The organism is Sporofaciens musculi (assembly GCF_009830285.1).
Classification (GTDB): Bacteria; Bacillota; Clostridia; order Lachnospirales; family Lachnospiraceae; genus Sporofaciens; species Sporofaciens musculi.
The window spans coordinates 1,366,350-1,382,985 of the sequence record NZ_WUQX01000001.1 but is presented as its reverse complement, the minus strand read 5'-3'; the positions used below and the strand labels follow the sequence as shown (position 1 = coordinate 1,382,985).

At 45.0% G+C, this 16,636-nt stretch carries 11 protein-coding genes; 2 read left to right on the top strand and 9 right to left on the bottom strand.

The annotated features are described in order from the left end of the window. Positions 1-89: 89 nt before the first annotated feature. The 5 genes from GN277_RS06815 to GN277_RS06790 all read right to left on the bottom strand — a co-directional run bounded on the left by GN277_RS06815 (position 90) and on the right by GN277_RS06790 (position 7,057). Positions 90-692: a cytidylate kinase-like family protein gene (locus tag GN277_RS06815; protein WP_159750410.1), complete on the bottom strand. Its 603-nt coding sequence runs from the start codon at positions 690-692 to the stop codon at positions 90-92. A gap of 106 nt (positions 693-798) precedes the next feature. Then, complete coding sequence (locus tag GN277_RS06810) at positions 799-3,243, bottom strand: glycoside hydrolase family 3 protein (protein WP_159750409.1); 2,445 nt, start codon at positions 3,241-3,243, stop codon at positions 799-801. A 487-nt stretch (positions 3,244-3,730) separates the two neighbouring features. Then, a complete protein-coding gene (locus tag GN277_RS06800) occupies positions 3,731-4,576 on the bottom strand; it encodes a carbohydrate ABC transporter permease (protein ID WP_159750407.1) in 846 nt (281 codons plus the stop codon). Between the two features lie 4 nt (positions 4,577-4,580). Then, positions 4,581-5,543 carry a carbohydrate ABC transporter permease gene (locus tag GN277_RS06795; protein ID WP_159750406.1) on the bottom strand — a complete coding sequence of 321 codons (963 nt, stop codon included), beginning with the start codon at positions 5,541-5,543 and terminating at the stop codon, positions 4,581-4,583. Between the two features lie 143 nt (positions 5,544-5,686). Further along, on the bottom strand, positions 5,687-7,057 hold the full coding sequence (locus tag GN277_RS06790; protein ID WP_159750405.1) for a carbohydrate ABC transporter substrate-binding protein: 1,371 nt from the start codon (positions 7,055-7,057) through the stop codon (positions 5,687-5,689). Positions 7,058-7,331: 274 nt separating this feature from the next. Between GN277_RS06790 and GN277_RS06785 the strand changes: the two genes are divergently transcribed. Both GN277_RS06785 and GN277_RS06780 read left to right on the top strand, forming a co-directional pair. After that, positions 7,332-10,031: a GH36-type glycosyl hydrolase domain-containing protein gene (locus tag GN277_RS06785; protein ID WP_159750404.1), complete on the top strand. Its 2,700-nt coding sequence runs from the start codon at positions 7,332-7,334 to the stop codon at positions 10,029-10,031. A gap of 23 nt (positions 10,032-10,054) precedes the next feature. Beyond that, positions 10,055-12,466, top strand: coding sequence for a GH36-type glycosyl hydrolase domain-containing protein (locus tag GN277_RS06780; protein ID WP_159750403.1), 2,412 nt, complete (start codon positions 10,055-10,057; stop codon positions 12,464-12,466). Between the two features lie 86 nt (positions 12,467-12,552). On the opposite strand, the gene GN277_RS06775 is transcribed toward GN277_RS06780, so the two are convergent. The 4 genes from GN277_RS06775 to GN277_RS06760 all read right to left on the bottom strand — a co-directional run bounded on the left by GN277_RS06775 (position 12,553) and on the right by GN277_RS06760 (position 16,629). Continuing rightward, positions 12,553-13,305, bottom strand: coding sequence for a helix-turn-helix domain-containing protein (locus GN277_RS06775; RefSeq protein ID WP_159756459.1), 753 nt, complete (start codon positions 13,303-13,305; stop codon positions 12,553-12,555). A gap of 670 nt (positions 13,306-13,975) precedes the next feature. Further along, entirely contained in the window at positions 13,976-15,187 is a 1,212-nt protein-coding gene (locus GN277_RS06770) for an aspartate-alanine antiporter-like transporter (RefSeq protein WP_159750402.1), read from the bottom strand. A gap of 35 nt (positions 15,188-15,222) precedes the next feature. After that, complete coding sequence (locus GN277_RS06765; RefSeq protein ID WP_159750401.1) at positions 15,223-15,786, bottom strand: Fe-S-containing hydro-lyase; 564 nt, start codon at positions 15,784-15,786, stop codon at positions 15,223-15,225. Continuing rightward, complete coding sequence (locus GN277_RS06760) at positions 15,787-16,629, bottom strand: fumarate hydratase (protein WP_159750400.1); 843 nt, start codon at positions 16,627-16,629, stop codon at positions 15,787-15,789. Positions 16,630-16,636 lie beyond the last annotated feature (7 nt).

Genomic DNA, 16,636 nt, shown 5'->3' with positions numbered 1-16,636 from the left:
GCAGTCAGGAATCCGGAAGGCTGAACTGTTACGCTTATTTCACCTCTTTATCTCCCATACCCTCACAGACATCCGCTTCTACACCAGCTCTACGCCCCCATACTCTCATACGCCACTTTCAGCATCTTAACAATCTGTTCTTTTATAAACCGGCTGCTGTCAATGCATATATCATAGGTACTCATATCCATCCACTTTTCATCTGTAAAATACTCATAGAAGCTGCGCCTCTCCTTATCTGCCTTCTTTACATATGTACGCGCATCCCTCTCCGGAATCTCCATACGCTTGGCAGCCACCTGCACCCTGTATTCAAAGGGCGCATGGATAAAAACTTTCAGACAGTCTTCTCCCAGAATCTGTCCTGCACAGCGCCCAATAAAAATACATTCCTCCCGCTTGGCAATAAACCGGATAATATCCTGCTGCGCCTGAAAGAGCACATCATTCATCGGATAAAAACGGTACTGAGACTCCATCTGTGCAGGCTCCTCCAACGGATAACGCCATTGACTGGCACGCTTCTCATCCACCTTAAGAAGCTCCTCATAGGGAAGCCCCTGCTCTTTGCTTGCAATCTGTATCAAATCCTTGTCATAGCAGTGGATTCCCAACTCCTCAGACAAAGCCTTTCCAATATTCCTTCCATTACTTCCGAACAATCGGTTTATAGAGATGACCCGTTTTGACATAATAAAATCTCCTTCCTGCCATATATTCTATTATTATTATAGCAAAATATTCTGAAAATAGCTACACCAAAACCAGAATCGAACAAAAAATGCCAGAGATTTATTATTATCCTAGCTTCTTAAGCATTTGAAATATCCGGCCCGCACTGCGCCGAATCATTTCTTCAGAAAGCTTCCCATCTTCATAAGCCTTACAGATATTTTCATCATCCTTCTTATTGCCTGGCATAATGATATCATTGCCGGCAGCAATGCATTGCCAGGGTACGCTTCCATCTTCTGGAACCGTTGTATTCCAATCTGACATGATTACACCTTCAAACCCCCATTCCTCACGCGCAACTGCCGTACAGAGCTCCCAACTGTTTGCCGCGTGGATACCGTTGACTAAATTATAGGCAGACATCATAGCCACAGGTCTGCTTTTCTTTACTGCAATCTCAAATCCGCGTAAATAAATTTCCCTGAGAGCCCTCTCAGATACCCGTACATTTACCCCCATTCGATTATCTTCCTGATTATTGCAGGCAAAATGCTTAATCGTCACACCGCATCCTTTATGGCTTTGTACCCCCTCAGTTACACATGCCGCCATAATACCTGACAGTAGCGGGTCCTCCGAATAATATTCAAAATTACGCCCACACAATGGACTCCTATGAATGTTCATACCCGGCGCCAGCCACAGATCAACGTGAAATTCCTCCATCTCAACGGCAATCGCCTCCCCAACTTCCCGCAAAAGCTCTGTATCCCATGACTGTGCCAGAGCTGTTCCAACCGGAAACGCAGTACAATACTGGTAATATATATCTGCATTTTTATGATGCTTTATTTCCTCCAGAAAGCCATTTTCCAATGAGCCAAGGACGCCGGCGCCATATACTGTATCTGTTTCACGGTCTACTTCATAACTTTGCCGCAGGCGTAAGCCTGCCGGTCCGTCCGCCATAATCAAAGAACGTATCCCGTACTTTTCTTCCAGCGCCTCCGTCGTCTCTCCGGCTGAGCCCGGTACCCTCATTCCTGCTGAGCCAAGCGTGCTGGCTCCTTGTGTAATATTTCCGTATAAGAGTGGTATCAGCTCTGTGACCGGCTGTATATCTGCCAGATGCGGCTGGCTACTCCTACTGTTTTCTTCCCAAGGTACAAACACCAGACTTGGTATCTTCTTCTGTTCTGCTATTCTAATCCATTCTTCAGCTTTCCTTCTAGCCGTCTCATCCACAAAAAATTCATCAGAAACTGTATTTGAAGGAAAGACAGCTCTTGTCCGCTTAATGAGAGTCTGCTTCTGCACTATAATCTTAACCACGGGCTGCAGAACATCTGAATGCTCTCCTATCCAGATGCCATACGTTCCCGCGTCAATTCTCCATGCATGCTGTTCTTCCGAATAACTGGCAAGATATGACTGTTCTATCGATATGACAAGCCTTTGGGATTCCTGTGGTTTTAAGTCCTTTGTTTTTGCGAATCCAACCAATCGTTTCAGCTCCTTTGTGCTTTCTGTCTGGGGCAGTGACGCATATACCTGTACTACCTCCCTTCCTGAATAGACAGTCCCCGTATTTTTCACAGAAACTACCAGCTCAACGCCGCGCTCTGTTCTTTTAATACCCTCATATCCCATAGAAAAGGACGTATAAGAAAGTCCATATCCAAAGGAAAAAAGGGGCCTTTTTCCAAAGCTGTCAAAATACCGATATCCGACATAAATTCCTTCCCTATATTCCTCCGTATCTAAATTCCCATTCAAATAGCCGAAATCTTCTGCCGAAGGATAATCTTCATAACGCCTTGCCCAAGTAGCAGTCAATCTTCCTGCCGGTACTGCACGACCTAACAACACGTCTGCGGTTGCCCGTCCCCCCTCCTGTCCGGGCAGAGAAATATTTAAAACCGCCCTGATATTTTCCGCTTCTTCTAAAATATCCGTCAGTTCTATTGGAGCCCCTACGTTTAAAAGCAGCACAATCGGGATACCTGACTGATTCAAAAATAAAATATCTTCCTGCTCACTCCTGCTTAAATAATAATCTCCCTCCTCTTTTCTCCTGTCTTTTCCTTCCCCGCAGATACGGCTGATTACATAAACCGCTACTTGTGCGTCCTTGATATCTTCTTTCAGGATTCTTCTCCCTTCCGGCATTGAAAAAGGATTTGCAGCATATGCATCAAAAGGATTCTCTACATTTTCCGCTGCCTTAAGAATCCTTTTCTTCCACGCTATTCTTGCACTCTCATAACAAATCTCATACTCCATAAGCCAGCTCTCGCTTGTAATCACCGCTCCCGCTTCTTTCATCCCCTGATAAACCGAAATATTCTCCCTGTTATTTACGTCTCCCGAACCAGTTCCTCCTTTTATCGTCTGAACCGCCCCACCTCCGAAAAGTGCAATGGAAGAATCCACATTCAAGGGGAGCACTCCTTCATTCTTTAAGAGAACCATTCCCTCTGCCGCAGCTTTCCTTGCAAACCGGCGGTGCTTTTCCTCCCGTGCAGAAAGCTTTATCTCCAATGTACCGCTGTGTATCTGATTTGTCATAATCTTTCCCTCCTATACTTATTTGGTAGTGTCAAATCCTACCTGATTTTTTGTTACTAAAACCTTGATTTATGGGAGATTGCAAATAAAAAGAGCATTGACCTCCCTTTCTGATGTATAATGAATTCACCACAAACCATTACTCTTCAAAAGGAGCCAATACTCATGGACATTATATACTACCTGTTACAACTTATTCAATACCTTTACCAGCAAAACTGCTGGCTGATCAACTTCATATGCAGATACATCCCCCTCACCGTCATACAAACGGCTTTGACAGCATCGACGGTGCCAAGCGCTCTGGGACGCTTACTATAACTTCCTGCGCCCTTTTCCTGCCATCCGGCGAGGACAGGTGCGGGCAGAGCCCGCTAATGGGTCAAGGGACGAGTCCCTTGTGGGGTTTGGGTCAAAGCTGTAAAATATTTATCAATCATGCCAAAAAGGCTGTCTCGGCAGCCTTTTTTCGCTAAACATGACATTACTATTCCTTGACTCCACCAAGCGTCACACCTGCAATAATAAATTTAGACAACAGCAGGTATACGATAATAATCGGCACGATTGCTACAAGAATCATAGTATAGATCTTACCCATATCAAAATTCATATAATCTGCTCCCCGAAGTGTAGCAATTAAAATCGGTACGGTCATCTTATCCTTAGACTGAATCACCAACGCCGGAACAAAGTAATTATTCCACGAACCCACAAATGAGAAGATTGCCTGTACCGCAATCGCCGGCTTCATAATCGGAAGCACAATCCGGTTAAACGTCATGAATTCCCCTGATCCGTCAATTCTTGCCGCCTCCACAAGCGACAGCGGGAGCGACGACTGCAGATAACTATACATAAAGTAAAATACTGCTGGAGACGCAATAGATGGAATAATCAACGGAAGCAGGGAATCATACATTCCCATATTCGTAATCAACCGCAGGAAGCCCATCGCCGTTACCTGTGTCGGCATAACAAGGATTGCCATGATAAATGTAAACGCAATCTTCTTTAATTTAAAATTATACGCATACAGACCATATGCCGTTAATGCAGAAAAGTATGTACAGATTGCCGCTGAACAGCCTGAAACAATCAAACTGTTGATAATCCCCCTGAACATTGGAAACGTTCCGTCATTCGCAACATTCGTCAGATTTTTAAGCAGATAAGCTCCCGGCAGCGCAGAAAAGCCTTTCTGCAGGTCTGCATGTGAACGGGTCGCATTGACAATCAAAATATAGAAGAAAAACAGGCACATGAATGATAAGATAATCAATACAATATGTGCAATAATACTCCTTAAATGATTTGGCTGTTTCGATTTCATCCCCCTATCTCCTTCCTTGTTTTTTCGCTAGCTTCTTTGCTTTCTTCGCTGCCGCCTTTGAACCGTCCGGATCATCACTATTCGTCATGCGGTACACAAAGAAGCATAAAATACCGCTGACAATAAACAGATATACAGACAACGCGCCGGCCATACCATAGTTCCTGCTCTTTAGGTGGCTATTCAGGAACATAATAAGCGTCATAGACGTACGATCCGGACTCCCCTGGCCATTTGTCAGAATCTGCGGAACATCAAACATCTGCAGACCTCCTATAATTGCCGTAATCAATGTATAAGCAAGAATCGGCCTTATCTGCGGAAGCGTAATATAGAAAAATCTCTGGAAGCTGTTGCAGCCATCCAGTTCAGACGCTTCAAATACGTCCGGACTGATACCCATAATCGCCGCCATGAGCATAATTGTCGAATTCCCAAACCACATCAGAAAATTCATGAACCCGACCAAAGACCTGGTTCCCATAACAGAGCCCAGGAAATCAATCGGCTGACTAATCAGCCCAATGGACATGAGAATCCCGTTCACTGGTCCATTGGTGGAGAACATGGTGAAAAACAGCATTGCAAACGCAGACGCCATGATCAGGTTCGGCAGATAGATCACTACCTTAAAAAACTGTGTCCCATGTATCTTTAAGCGCGCATCTACAAACCATTCGGCAAGCACTAGCGCAATGACGATCTGAGGTATAAATCCTATCACCCATAAAATCATGGTATTGGCTGCGTATTTCAGCATATCCGACCCCAGAAGGCTTATATAATTCGCCATTCCCACAAAGTTAGGCCCGATTTCTTTAATCCCTGAACGGTAATATTCAAAAAAACTATACCGGATAGTATCTACCAGAGGAATAAAAGAAAAGATAAAAAAACTTATAAAAAACGGAAGGATAAAAAAATATCCCCATTTTGAATAGTCAACCTTTTTATTTTTTTGTTTCATAACCTGTCATTCCTTTCTTTCTCAGATACCACGCAAGGGGAAGCAAAATCTCCTTGGCAACAGCCCAATGCACATGCAGGCACATGCACGTCCATCTAGCTAACTGCCCGCGTAAAACCAACGCCCCGAAGTAAGATTTTTCTCTATTCGGGCCACTGAATCTCGGTGATATCCGGATAACGCTCTACAATTGCTGTTTCAAAGTTACTCTTAGCCTTATCATAATCAACCTTACCCTGTAAGTAATCGCTAAAAGAGTTCTGAATCAGTTCCACACATCCCTGGTCATAAGCGGAAAGAGGCGCAATCTCAATCTTCTCAGCAACCGGCGCAAAATATGTAAACGCATTCTGCCCTCCTAAAAACTCTGAAGCAAAAGCTTTATCTTTTGCCGCTTTCTTCATACCGCTTACGGTATTCGTAAAATCTGAATACTCCTTGGAAATCTTCATCAGGTTATCATTATCCACTGTTACCGCAAGTATAATATCCTTAACATGCTCCGGATTATCCGTACCGGTACAAGCATGGACATAGGAGCCGCCCCAGTTATACTCCTGCGGAGGATTGGTAACTCCCCACATGCCGTCTTCACCGTCCCAGTTCGGTTTCAATGTAAAATCAATTCCCCATGCTGGAAAGAGAAAAGCAAATACTTTAGACGCCGAACCCATTGCCTTGTTCCAGTCATCATTCCACTGTCCTTTTACATTCTTGTCAAGATATCCTGCGTCAAGCCACTCTTTTGAATCGTCTACCCAGTCCATAATCTTTTTATCCACCTTAATGGTCGTCTCACCGGGGCTTACCCAAGACTCATCAATACTATTTCCATAGAGGCGGAATGTATCTGCATAAGATGAGAATGTATAGTATCCTTTTGCCTTTAACTCCTCCGCAGTCTTCTTGAGCGTATCCCAGTCTGCTACTTTCTTACCGATTTCTTCCGGATCGTCGGTTCCGAACACGTCTTTGGCAATATCGCGGCGGTACACCAGAAGTCCCGGACAGCATTGCCATGTAGAACCCCTTTGTACACCCTCTGTATCTGAGGCCGTAACTTTTGTAAAATCATACTGGTCTGCCAGGTCCTTATCCGGATTGATTCCAAGGTCTTTAAGAGGCATAGCGGCTTCTGCATCCTTATCCGTATATTTATTTACATAGTCCGTTTCTGACAGGAAGATATCTACCTTATCGTCTGCCGCCGCATCTGCCTGTTTCATCAGCGCCTCGTCCAGTTTCTGCTGGTAAACACCGTCCTGATTCGGATTAATGATCCAGTGAATTTCTGTACCGTCATTCAAAATAGTTACTGTGCCGTCTGAAGACGTTTCCTTTACTTCCGGATAAACTGCCTCCACTCTCTCACGGAATTCATTGTTCCAGCTATAGATGTTGATTACCTTTCCTTCCCCGCCATCACTTCCGGAACCGTCTGGCTTTCCACAACCAACCGCCATACTAGCTGCCATTGCTGTGATCAACAAGATGCTAACAACTCTCTTTTTCATTTTGAAAAATCCTCCTACTTTATTATTTTCCCAAGTTTAACATCCCACTTGTTAAACGAATTATAGCTAAAGATTATTTTTTGATATACTAAGGATTTTACAAAAATATCAAATTCATGACACATTTTAAGTCCCTGCTCCCTCCTGCCATATCAACAGTTTTAATACTATTTTAGGTCATGAATCTGTTATTTTTCACACGTATTTTATTTTTTCATATATGATTTCTTCTATGATGTTTATTACATATATCAATTAAGAAAGGAGCATAAAATTGAATCATTTAAAATTTATTGACGGGCACGGAAGTTTCTTATTAAAACAGCCGGAAAATACAAGTTACTTATATTTTCCTCTTGCTTCAGAAACCGGATTGAAAAGCGCCGTTACACCAAATCTAGGCGGCGATGCCAAGATTAATCAGGAAATCTTCTTATTAGAACCGGTAAGCTCGGAAAATCTGCACAACAACCGTTCTACCCGCAATTTCTGGTTCACTAAAGACGGTATCGGCGCTTACTCCGCCGTCGGTGCGTCCGCCGAACAGGAAAGTGTCAAATTCACCTCCATGCAGGACGAACACGAGCTGACTGCCGGATTCATGTGGCAGACCTTAAAGAGGACTTCCGTAGCCTATCAATTATCCTCTACAGTTACCTCCTTTATTCCAAGAGATGACAATGTAGAAATCATGCATATAACCGTACAGAACCTTTCTGAAACCCCCCAAGAGATAACCGCCTATGCCGCTGTTCCCATCTACGGGCGCAGCGCGGACAACATTCGGGACCACAGGAGCGTAACGTCTATGCTGCATTGTATTGACACAACAGAAAACGGAGTTTTTGTCTGTCCGACCATGTCTTTTGATGAAAAAGGCCACCGCCCCAACAAACAAATCTACTATGTCATGGGCTGTACGGGAAAAGGAAGTAAACCGACTGACTTTTACCCTACCGTAGAAAGCTTTCTTGGAGAAGGAGGAACCTTTACCCATCCTGGCGCTGTATATAAGCAGTATGCGGGAACGTCTGCCTTTTCCCATACTGCCGGAAAAGAAGCGATGGGGGCTTTCCGATTTGAACCGGTTTTGCTTGCCCGCGGCGAAAGCGCGGACTATATCGTGCTCTTGGGAACGGAAGACAACAAGGAGGCAATTTTTAAACTCTTTGAAAAATATAACTCTGCCGAAAAAGTACGACAGGCTCTCCAAGACACCAAAACTTATTGGCAGAACCAAATCGCTGTCCATTTCCATACTGGAGAACACAAGTTTGACTGTTGGATGAAATGGGTCTGCTTTCAGCCTTTTCTTCGCCGGCTGTTTGGCTGCTCTTTTCTTCCCCATCATGATTATGGACGCGGTGGACGTGGTTGGAGAGATTTGTGGCAGGACTGTCTGTCCCTGCTTTTGATGGAACCTGAAAATGTTGGTCATATGATTGCCATGAATTTCGGCGGAGTCCGCATTGACGGGACAAATGCGACCATCATCGGCGATGGAAACGGCAATTTTCTTGCAGACCGGAATGGAATCACAAGAGTCTGGATGGACCATGCACTCTGGCCGTTAATGACAACAAAACTCTATATCGACCAGACCGGAGACTTCGAGATATTAAACCGGCAGATTCCTTATTTTAAAGACTCACAGATCATGCGTGGAACCGAAGCCGACCACTTATGGAAACCGGAGCAGGGCAACAGGCAGCGTACCGTTGAAGATACTGTCTATACCGGAAGTATATTAGAGCATCTTCTTATCCAGCAGCTTACCGCTTTCTATGAGGTTGGAAACCATAATATCTACCGGCTTAGGGACGCAGACTGGAACGACGCCCTGGATATGGCTTCTGAGCATGGGGAAAGCGTTGCTTTTACCTGTGCATATGCGGGAAATTTGCTAGAGCTTGCCTCATTAATCCGCCTTCTGGACGGCCATTCTACTACACATACTGCCGACCTTTTGGAGGAAATAACACTTTTGCTGCAAAATAATACGGAAATATTTGACAACATCAACCAAAAGCATAAAATCCTCTCTGACTATTCCGCCAGATGCAGACATAACATTAGCGGCAGACGAATCAGCCTCTCCCTCTCTGTTCTTGCCGTAGACCTAATTCAAAAGGCAAACTGGCTCATGGAGCATTTAAGGGCACAGGAATGGATTGACATAGACAGCGAAAGGGGATGGTTCAACAGCTATTATGACAACCATGGGAATGCTGTCGAAGGTCTTTACAAAGACCAAATACGGATGATGCTCACCGGCCAGGTATTCGCTGTTATGAGTGGAGTTGCAGAAGAAGAACATATCCGCAAAATAACGTTGAGCGCCGACCGCTATCTCTACCGGAAGGAAATCGGCGGCTACCGTCTGAATACAGACTTTCATGAGCTAAAGTTTGACATGGGCCGTATGTTCGGATTTGCCTATGGCGAAAAAGAAAACGGCGCTGTGTTCTCACATATGACAGTAATGTATGCCAACGCCCTGTACCGCAGAGGATTTGTTCATGAAGGATGGAAAGCATTAAAAACCCTCGCCGATACGGCTCTGGATTTCGATACCAGCCATATTTATCCGGGAATTCCGGAATACTTCCGTTCTGACGGGCGCGGAATGTATCAATACCTAACCGGAGCAGCAAGCTGGTACATGCTGACAATGATAACAGAAGTTTTCGGTGTACGAGGCGAGGCAGGAGATCTGCTTCTCTATCCCAAACTTCTCTCCTGCCAGTTTGACGCAGACGGCGCCGCTTCCATTACCATTCCTTTTGCAGGCAAAAACTTAACCGTTCTCTATCAAAACAGCAACAACAAAGATTTCGGCGACTATATCATTGATTCTGCCTCCTGTGACGGAACTGAGCTTGAAGTAAATGAAGATTCTTTTGTCATTCTTCCAAGAAACATGCTCACTGCCCTGTCAGATACCGCCCACAGAATCATCATAAACTTACTATAAATTACAGAAAGGACATATTTGATATGAGATATGGATATTTTGATGATACAAACCGAGAATACGTGATTGACAGGCCGGATACTCCCGCACCTTGGGTAAACTATCTTGGTTCTCCTGATTATGGTGCAATCATCTCCAATAATGCGGGAGGATACAGCTTCGCAAAGTCCGGCGCAAACGGGCGGATACTCCGCTATATTTTCAACAGCTTCGACCAGCCCGGACGTTACCTTTATATTCGTGATAATGATTCCAAAAACTATTGGTCTGCCTCCTGGCAGCCCGTGGGGAAAAGCCTGGATAGCTATAAAAGCATATGCCGGCATGGTATGGGCTATACTAAAATGACAGCAGACTACGATGGAATTTTCTCCGAGGCAACCTATTATGTACCTCTTGGGAAAACCTACGAGGTATGGGCTCTTTCCGTAAAGAATCAATCTTCGCACACCAGAAATCTTACCCTGACAGGCTATGCTGAATTTACCAACCACAGTAATTACGAACAGGATCAGATAAACTTACAATATTCCCTGTTTATTACAAAAACATTATTTGAAAAGAATCGTCTTATACAACAGATTCATGGGAATCTGGATGCCCTGTCAGAGAATGAAACGGTAGATGAAAAGAATGTTACAGAACGCTTCTTTGGCCTTGCAGGAGTTGATATTTCCTCTTACTGTGGTAAAAAAGAACACTTTCTCGGAAGATATCACGGTTATGGAAATCCCCAGGGAGTTCTGTCAGGGCATCTTGGGAATGTTACAAGCTACAACGAAAATTCCTGTGGCGCCCTTTCCTGCCAGCTTACATTAGCGCCAGAGGAAACAAAAACCATTCTTTTTCTGCTCGGAGCCGGAGGAAGCAGTCAGGCATCCTCCCTCCTTGATACTTATGAAAATCCGGCTACAAAAATCGACGAGGAACTTAAAGAACTTAAAGACTACTGGAATAAGAAGCTTGACCATCTGAAGGTAAAAACGCCCAGTCCGGAATTCAACACTATGCTGAACATCTGGAATGCATACAACTGCTTTATGACATTCATCTGGTCCCGCGCCGCCTCCTTCATTTACTGCGGTCTGCGCAATGGTTACGGCTATCGTGATACGGTGCAGGATATCCAGGGAATCATCCACCTAGCACCAGAAATGGCGGCAGAAAAAATCCGCTTTATGCTTTCCGCGCAGGTAAGTAACGGAGGCGGTCTTCCACTTGTAAAGTTTACCCATAACCCAGGTCAGGAAGATACTCCGGACGACGCATCCTACCGACAGGAAACCGGTCATCCTGCTTATCGCGCTGACGATGCACTGTGGCTCTTTCCGACTATATACAAATATATTGCCGAAACCGGAGACAAAGGATTCCTTGACGAAGTCATTCCTTTTGCGGACAAAGACGAAGCCAGCGTCTATGAGCACCTGAAGCGTGCGATTAAATTCTCACTGAATCATCTTGGCCCTCATAACATGCCTGCCGGACTTTATGCAGACTGGAACGACTGTCTGCGCTTGGGTGTAAACGGTGAATCCTCCTTTGTTGCCCTGCAGTTCTATTATGCAATGACAATCCTGAGGGAATTTGCCGAGTACAAAAAAGACAAAGATTACATGGAATGCTTGAAAGAAAAACAAGAAAAAACCGGTGAGATAATCCAGAAAATGTGTTGGGACCATGACCGCTTTATCCGCGGATACACAGAAGCCGGAGAGCGAATCGGCGCGGCAGGCGACCCTGAAGCCAACCTGTGGCTGAACCCTCAAAGCTGGTCAGTAATCAGCGGGCTTGCATCCGCCAAACAGGCTGATATCTCGCTTACAAACGTATTTGAAAAGCTGAATACAGAATACGGAGTTCTCTTAATGAATCCGCCTTATCATGCCCATGCTTTCGACGGCGCTCTTGCTGTCATCTATAACCAGGGTGCGAAAGAAAATGCAGGAATTTTCTCCCAATCTCAAGGATGGCTGATTCTTGCGGAAGCCCTGCGCGGACACGGGGGGCGGGCATTCACTTACTTCATGGAAAACGCGCCTGCTGCCTGGAATGACAGAGCAGAACTACGCTGCTTAGAGCCCTACTGCTATGGCCAGTTTACGGAAGGAACCTCCAGTAAATATGCGGGACGCTCTCATGTCCATTGGCTGACTGGTACTGCCTCCACAATGATGGTCGGATGCGTAGAAGGAATCTTAGGTCTTCGTCCTGATTTAGACGGAATCACCATTGCCCCATCCATTCCAAAGGACTGGACACATTTGGAAATAGAAAAAGATTTCCGCGGAAAGCATCTGCATATTCTGATTGACAATCCAAACCAACGGGAATCCGGATGGAAAACGTTCACGTTAAATGGCAAAAAAATGGACAGCAATTATATTCCTGCCAAGCTTCTTAGTGAGCATAACGAGATACGCATGATTCTCTAACACAAAGCTTTCTGGGGTGGAATGCTTTTGGGGCAAATTTAGTCGGAGGACACTGCACAGTGTCCTCTTTACTTCTTTCGTATGACCTATGTTTCAATATCCCACTGAATCATATGATTTAAGTCCCTGTATTTTTTAGGAGTTATACCTACATATTCTCTGAATTGTTGTATAAAATGGCTCTGTGAAGAAAAAGACAGCCTGTTTGCAATGTCAATTATCGAATATTCACTATACTGTAAAAGATTTTTCGCCATTTCAATCTTCTGGCGGCGTATATAAGCGCTGACAGAATCGCCGGTTTCTTTCTTAAACAACCGTGACAGATAGCTTGCAGAAACTCCAAGCTCATCCGCCAGATCTTCTATCGTAATCCGTTCTTTCAGATGGGAATAAATATATTCCTTACAGACGCAGATGTGCCTGGAATTCGTATCACTCCCATAAATCTTACGCATTTTGTCCGTATAATCCAGAACCATCTCATCATGCAGATTCCTGATTCCCTGAACCGTATGTACGTCGTCTAATCTCTGAATGTAGAAATCACTCATGCGGAATGCCTGTTCAAGCTCCATGCCTTTCTGTTTACACAGTCTGGTAATCATTGCCGTTGTTATGACGAAATGATATTTTAGATTGGTAATAGGATTTCGTGAAAGTGTTCCTACTCCTTCACTATCCAGAAACCTTTCCTTCTCACAGTTTTCTTTGACAGCCTTCACATCACCCTTCGTTACTGCTTGGTAAAACAAAAATTCTTCTGTTGGCTGTCTGTGTTCTACTTCATCAATATCATCTTCTGCTTCCAGAAGAAGCCATTCATCCTGATATCCCATAGAATACTCCTTTCGTACTGTCCTAATCATTCATACTGTTTACCAAACTCCTTTGTTTCTGCCTACCTATTGAAAAAAACCTAATTCCTTTATAATATACCATTCTTTGTCATGATAGACAATGCTTGAATATACTAAACCTCCTATAAAAAATGAATAATAACTCTGTTTCCCTATTGCAATAATCACCAATCTATATTACACTACAAAATACAAGCCATATCACGCATTCCCTTGGGTATAGTTTTAAGAGAGGTATTTAAAAATGGAAAAAAAAGAATTTACAGAACAGGTTATGAAATTAATCACAGACAATCCGGCGAAATTTATCAAAATCAGAGATACATTTGAAGAAATGTTCGGAAACCGTGACATTAGCAAACCGGAGGCCATCAGCGACCAAGAGTACAAACGGCTTCGTCTCAGGTTTCAGGATATTGACGTCCCTTTCAGTTGGTGTAACACCAAAGAAGCTGTCTGCCAGCTATATATAGCAATGGATAAGCACCGCAACAGACACGGCGATGATAATTATACCATCAAGAAATCCACAAAATCCAAGAAAAAAAGGGCTGTTCGGTATATTCAGATAGCGGATTGCACAAAAAGACGAAGCAGGGGCTTGTACATTAAGTACAGCCCCCTTTTTAGCATATACTGCCATTTTGCTTTAACAGAACAAGATAATCAACTGCGAAGCCAGCACAACTGCAATCAATGCAATGGGATAGGTGGCTGCATATGCAGCCGCAATATCCTCCGTCCCCGCCATATTAATCAGCGTCCCAAGAGCTGGCGTACTGGTCATTCCTCCGGTCAGCGAGCCAAGGTTGTTGAGAAGCGGCAGCTTCAAGATATTCTTCGCAATCACGAACCCGATAATCATAGGGAGAATCGTCATTATCGCCCCATAAAGGAAATAAATTGGCTCGAAGTATTGTACGAATTTCGCGCCTCCAGACACTCCCGCCCCAATCAGGAACAGCATAAGCCCCAGTTCCCGCAACATTTTAAGAGTAGAACTCTTAGGCACAATAGAAATCTTTCCGATATGCCCATAATGCCCGAACACAAGCGCCGTCAACAGACATCCGCCCGTCGTGGTCAGGGAGAAATTTCGGTAACTAATACTTCCCACCAGGATTCCTACCACCGCCGCCAGTGAAAATGCCATGAATCCGAACTCGTCTACCTCTGTCAGAATCAAGTTCTTTCTCTTTGCACTTCCGCCTTCTTTTGTGGCAATCTTTGCCACCTCCTCGTTCATATCCGCCTTCATGACCTTAGGAACAATCTGCACAAACAGCACGACTCCAATCACGCCAAACAGATATGCAATCCCGTATCCAACGGACACTAACGCCTCAAGGTCTGCGCCCACCGCCGCCTTTGACGCGGAGAATGCCGGCGTACTGGTCAACGCGCCTGACAGGATTCCCACCAGAATTGCCTTGAACTGGTCATGGTCAAGATTTGTAAAGTTACCGCCGATAAAAATACATAATACACAAGTTGCCGCAGCCGCAAGGATAATCATTGCGCCAAGCAGAACATAAGACTTAAAATTCCGCTTCAGATTCCCGAAAAAATTCGGTCCTGCAATAAAACCTACGGAAGTCACAAAGAAAACCAGTCCCATATTCTCGACGATTTTCAGCGCATCCGTAGCAAATGACACATCTCCTGCCATCAGGTTATCCGACAGCTTTCCGTATAACAGACACCCATAGACCAGAGCAACGATAAATACTCCGGCAGTTCCAAGGTCGATTCCCTTTACTTCAATCCTGCCGATGGAATAACCGACGGCAGCAATCACGAAGATTGAGAATGTCAGAAATACTACAGCCTTAACTGCCAATATTCCTCCAAATAACTCCATGTCATATGACTCCCTTCTATTGAAAAACGCCCGTTTTAAGCCTCATGCTCTTTTAAATAAGCGGCACGCCCACTCTCATACAGGTTATTTCCCTCGCTGTCAATGATAACCACCAGCGGCATATCCTCTACATACAGCTTCCGAAGTGCCTCTGCTCCTAAGTCTTCATAGGCAATCAGCTCGGCCTTCTTGATACATTTCGCAAGCAAAGCGCCTGCACCGCCGATCGCTCCGAAGTATACGCCAAAATACTTCTTCATCGCGTCCACAACCTCTGGAAGACGCGCGCCTTTTCCAATCATTCCCCTTGCGCCTACAGACATCATGGTCGGCGCATAGGCGTCCATACGCCCGCTGGTAGTGGGTCCCGCAGAACCAATGACCTGTCCTGGCTTTGCCGGAGTCGGTCCCACATAATAGATGGTAGCGTCCGTCGGGTCAAACGGTATCTTCTCACCCTTAGCAAGCGCCTCGCACATCCGCTTGTGTCCTGCGTCGCGGGATGTATAGATGGTTCCTGTCACCAGTACGCTGTCCCCTGCGTGAAGCGTCTTTGCAAGTTCCTCTGTCAATGGTAATGTAATCTTCTTTGCTGCCATCTAAATCACCTCCGTTTTATGGCGTGTCACATGGCAGTTGATATTGACTGCACATGGCATGCCTGCGATATGGGTCGGGAGAGTCTCAATGTTTAATCCGATTGCTGTGGTCTTTCCGCCAAAGCCCTGGGGCCCGATTCCAAGCTTGTTAATCTTATCTAACATCTCTTTCTCCAAATCTGCATAGAATGCATCCGGATTGGAGGAATCGATTGGGCGCATCAGCGCTTTCTTGGCAAGGAGAGCAGCCTTGTCAAAGGTTCCGCCGATTCCCACGCCTACCACCATAGGCGGACATGGGTTCGGTCCTGCCGTCTCTACCACTTCCAGGATGAAATCCTTGATTCCCTGTAACCCATGGGATGGCTTAAACATACGAATCTGGCTCATATTCTCACTTCCGAAGCCCTTTGGCCCTACCGTAACCTTAATCTGCTCGCCTGGAACGATTTCCGTATAGAGCATTGCAGGCGTATTATCCCCTGTGTTTCCACGGCGTACTGGATCTTTTACAACGGATTTGCGAAGGTATCCCTTGTCATAACCACGGCGCACACCTTCGTCCACAGCCTCCGTAAGATTGCCGCCAGTCAGATGTACGTCCTGGCCAATCTCAAGGAATACACATGCCATACCCGTATCCTGGCAGATTGGCACGCACTCATTGTCTGCAATCTCAAAGTTCTCGATAATGTTATCAAGAACACCCTTTGCAATCTCACCGTCCTCGCACGCGCGGCAATCTTTAATCGCACATTTTACGTCCTCCGGAAGATGATTATTTGCTTCGATACACAGCTTTTCTACGACATCCGTAATCTTGCTTACTTCTATCTCACGCATAATCTTG

Bases quoted from the DNA above. Each gene is read 5' to 3' on its own strand.
- GN277_RS06815 (WP_159750410.1), bottom strand. From the start codon at position 692: ATGTCAAAACGGGTCATCTCTATAAACCGATTGTTCGGAAGTAATGGA.
- GN277_RS06810 (WP_159750409.1), bottom strand. From the start codon at position 3,243: ATGACAAATCAGATACACAGCGGTACATTGGAGATAAAGCTTTCTGCA.
- GN277_RS06800 (WP_159750407.1), bottom strand. From the start codon at position 4,576: ATGAAATCGAAACAGCCAAATCATTTAAGGAGTATTATTGCACATATT.
- GN277_RS06795 (WP_159750406.1), bottom strand. From the start codon at position 5,543: ATGAAACAAAAAAATAAAAAGGTTGACTATTCAAAATGGGGATATTTT.
- GN277_RS06790 (WP_159750405.1), bottom strand. From the start codon at position 7,057: ATGAAAAAGAGAGTTGTTAGCATCTTGTTGATCACAGCAATGGCAGCT.
- GN277_RS06780 (WP_159750403.1), top strand. From the start codon at position 10,055: ATGAGATATGGATATTTTGATGATACAAACCGAGAATACGTGATTGAC.
- GN277_RS06775 (WP_159756459.1), bottom strand. From the start codon at position 13,305: ATGGGATATCAGGATGAATGGCTTCTTCTGGAAGCAGAAGATGATATT.
- GN277_RS06770 (WP_159750402.1), bottom strand. From the start codon at position 15,187: ATGGAGTTATTTGGAGGAATATTGGCAGTTAAGGCTGTAGTATTTCTG.
- GN277_RS06765 (WP_159750401.1), bottom strand. From the start codon at position 15,786: ATGGCAGCAAAGAAGATTACATTACCATTGACAGAGGAACTTGCAAAG.
- GN277_RS06760 (WP_159750400.1), bottom strand. From the start codon at position 16,629: ATGCGTGAGATAGAAGTAAGCAAGATTACGGATGTCGTAGAAAAGCTG.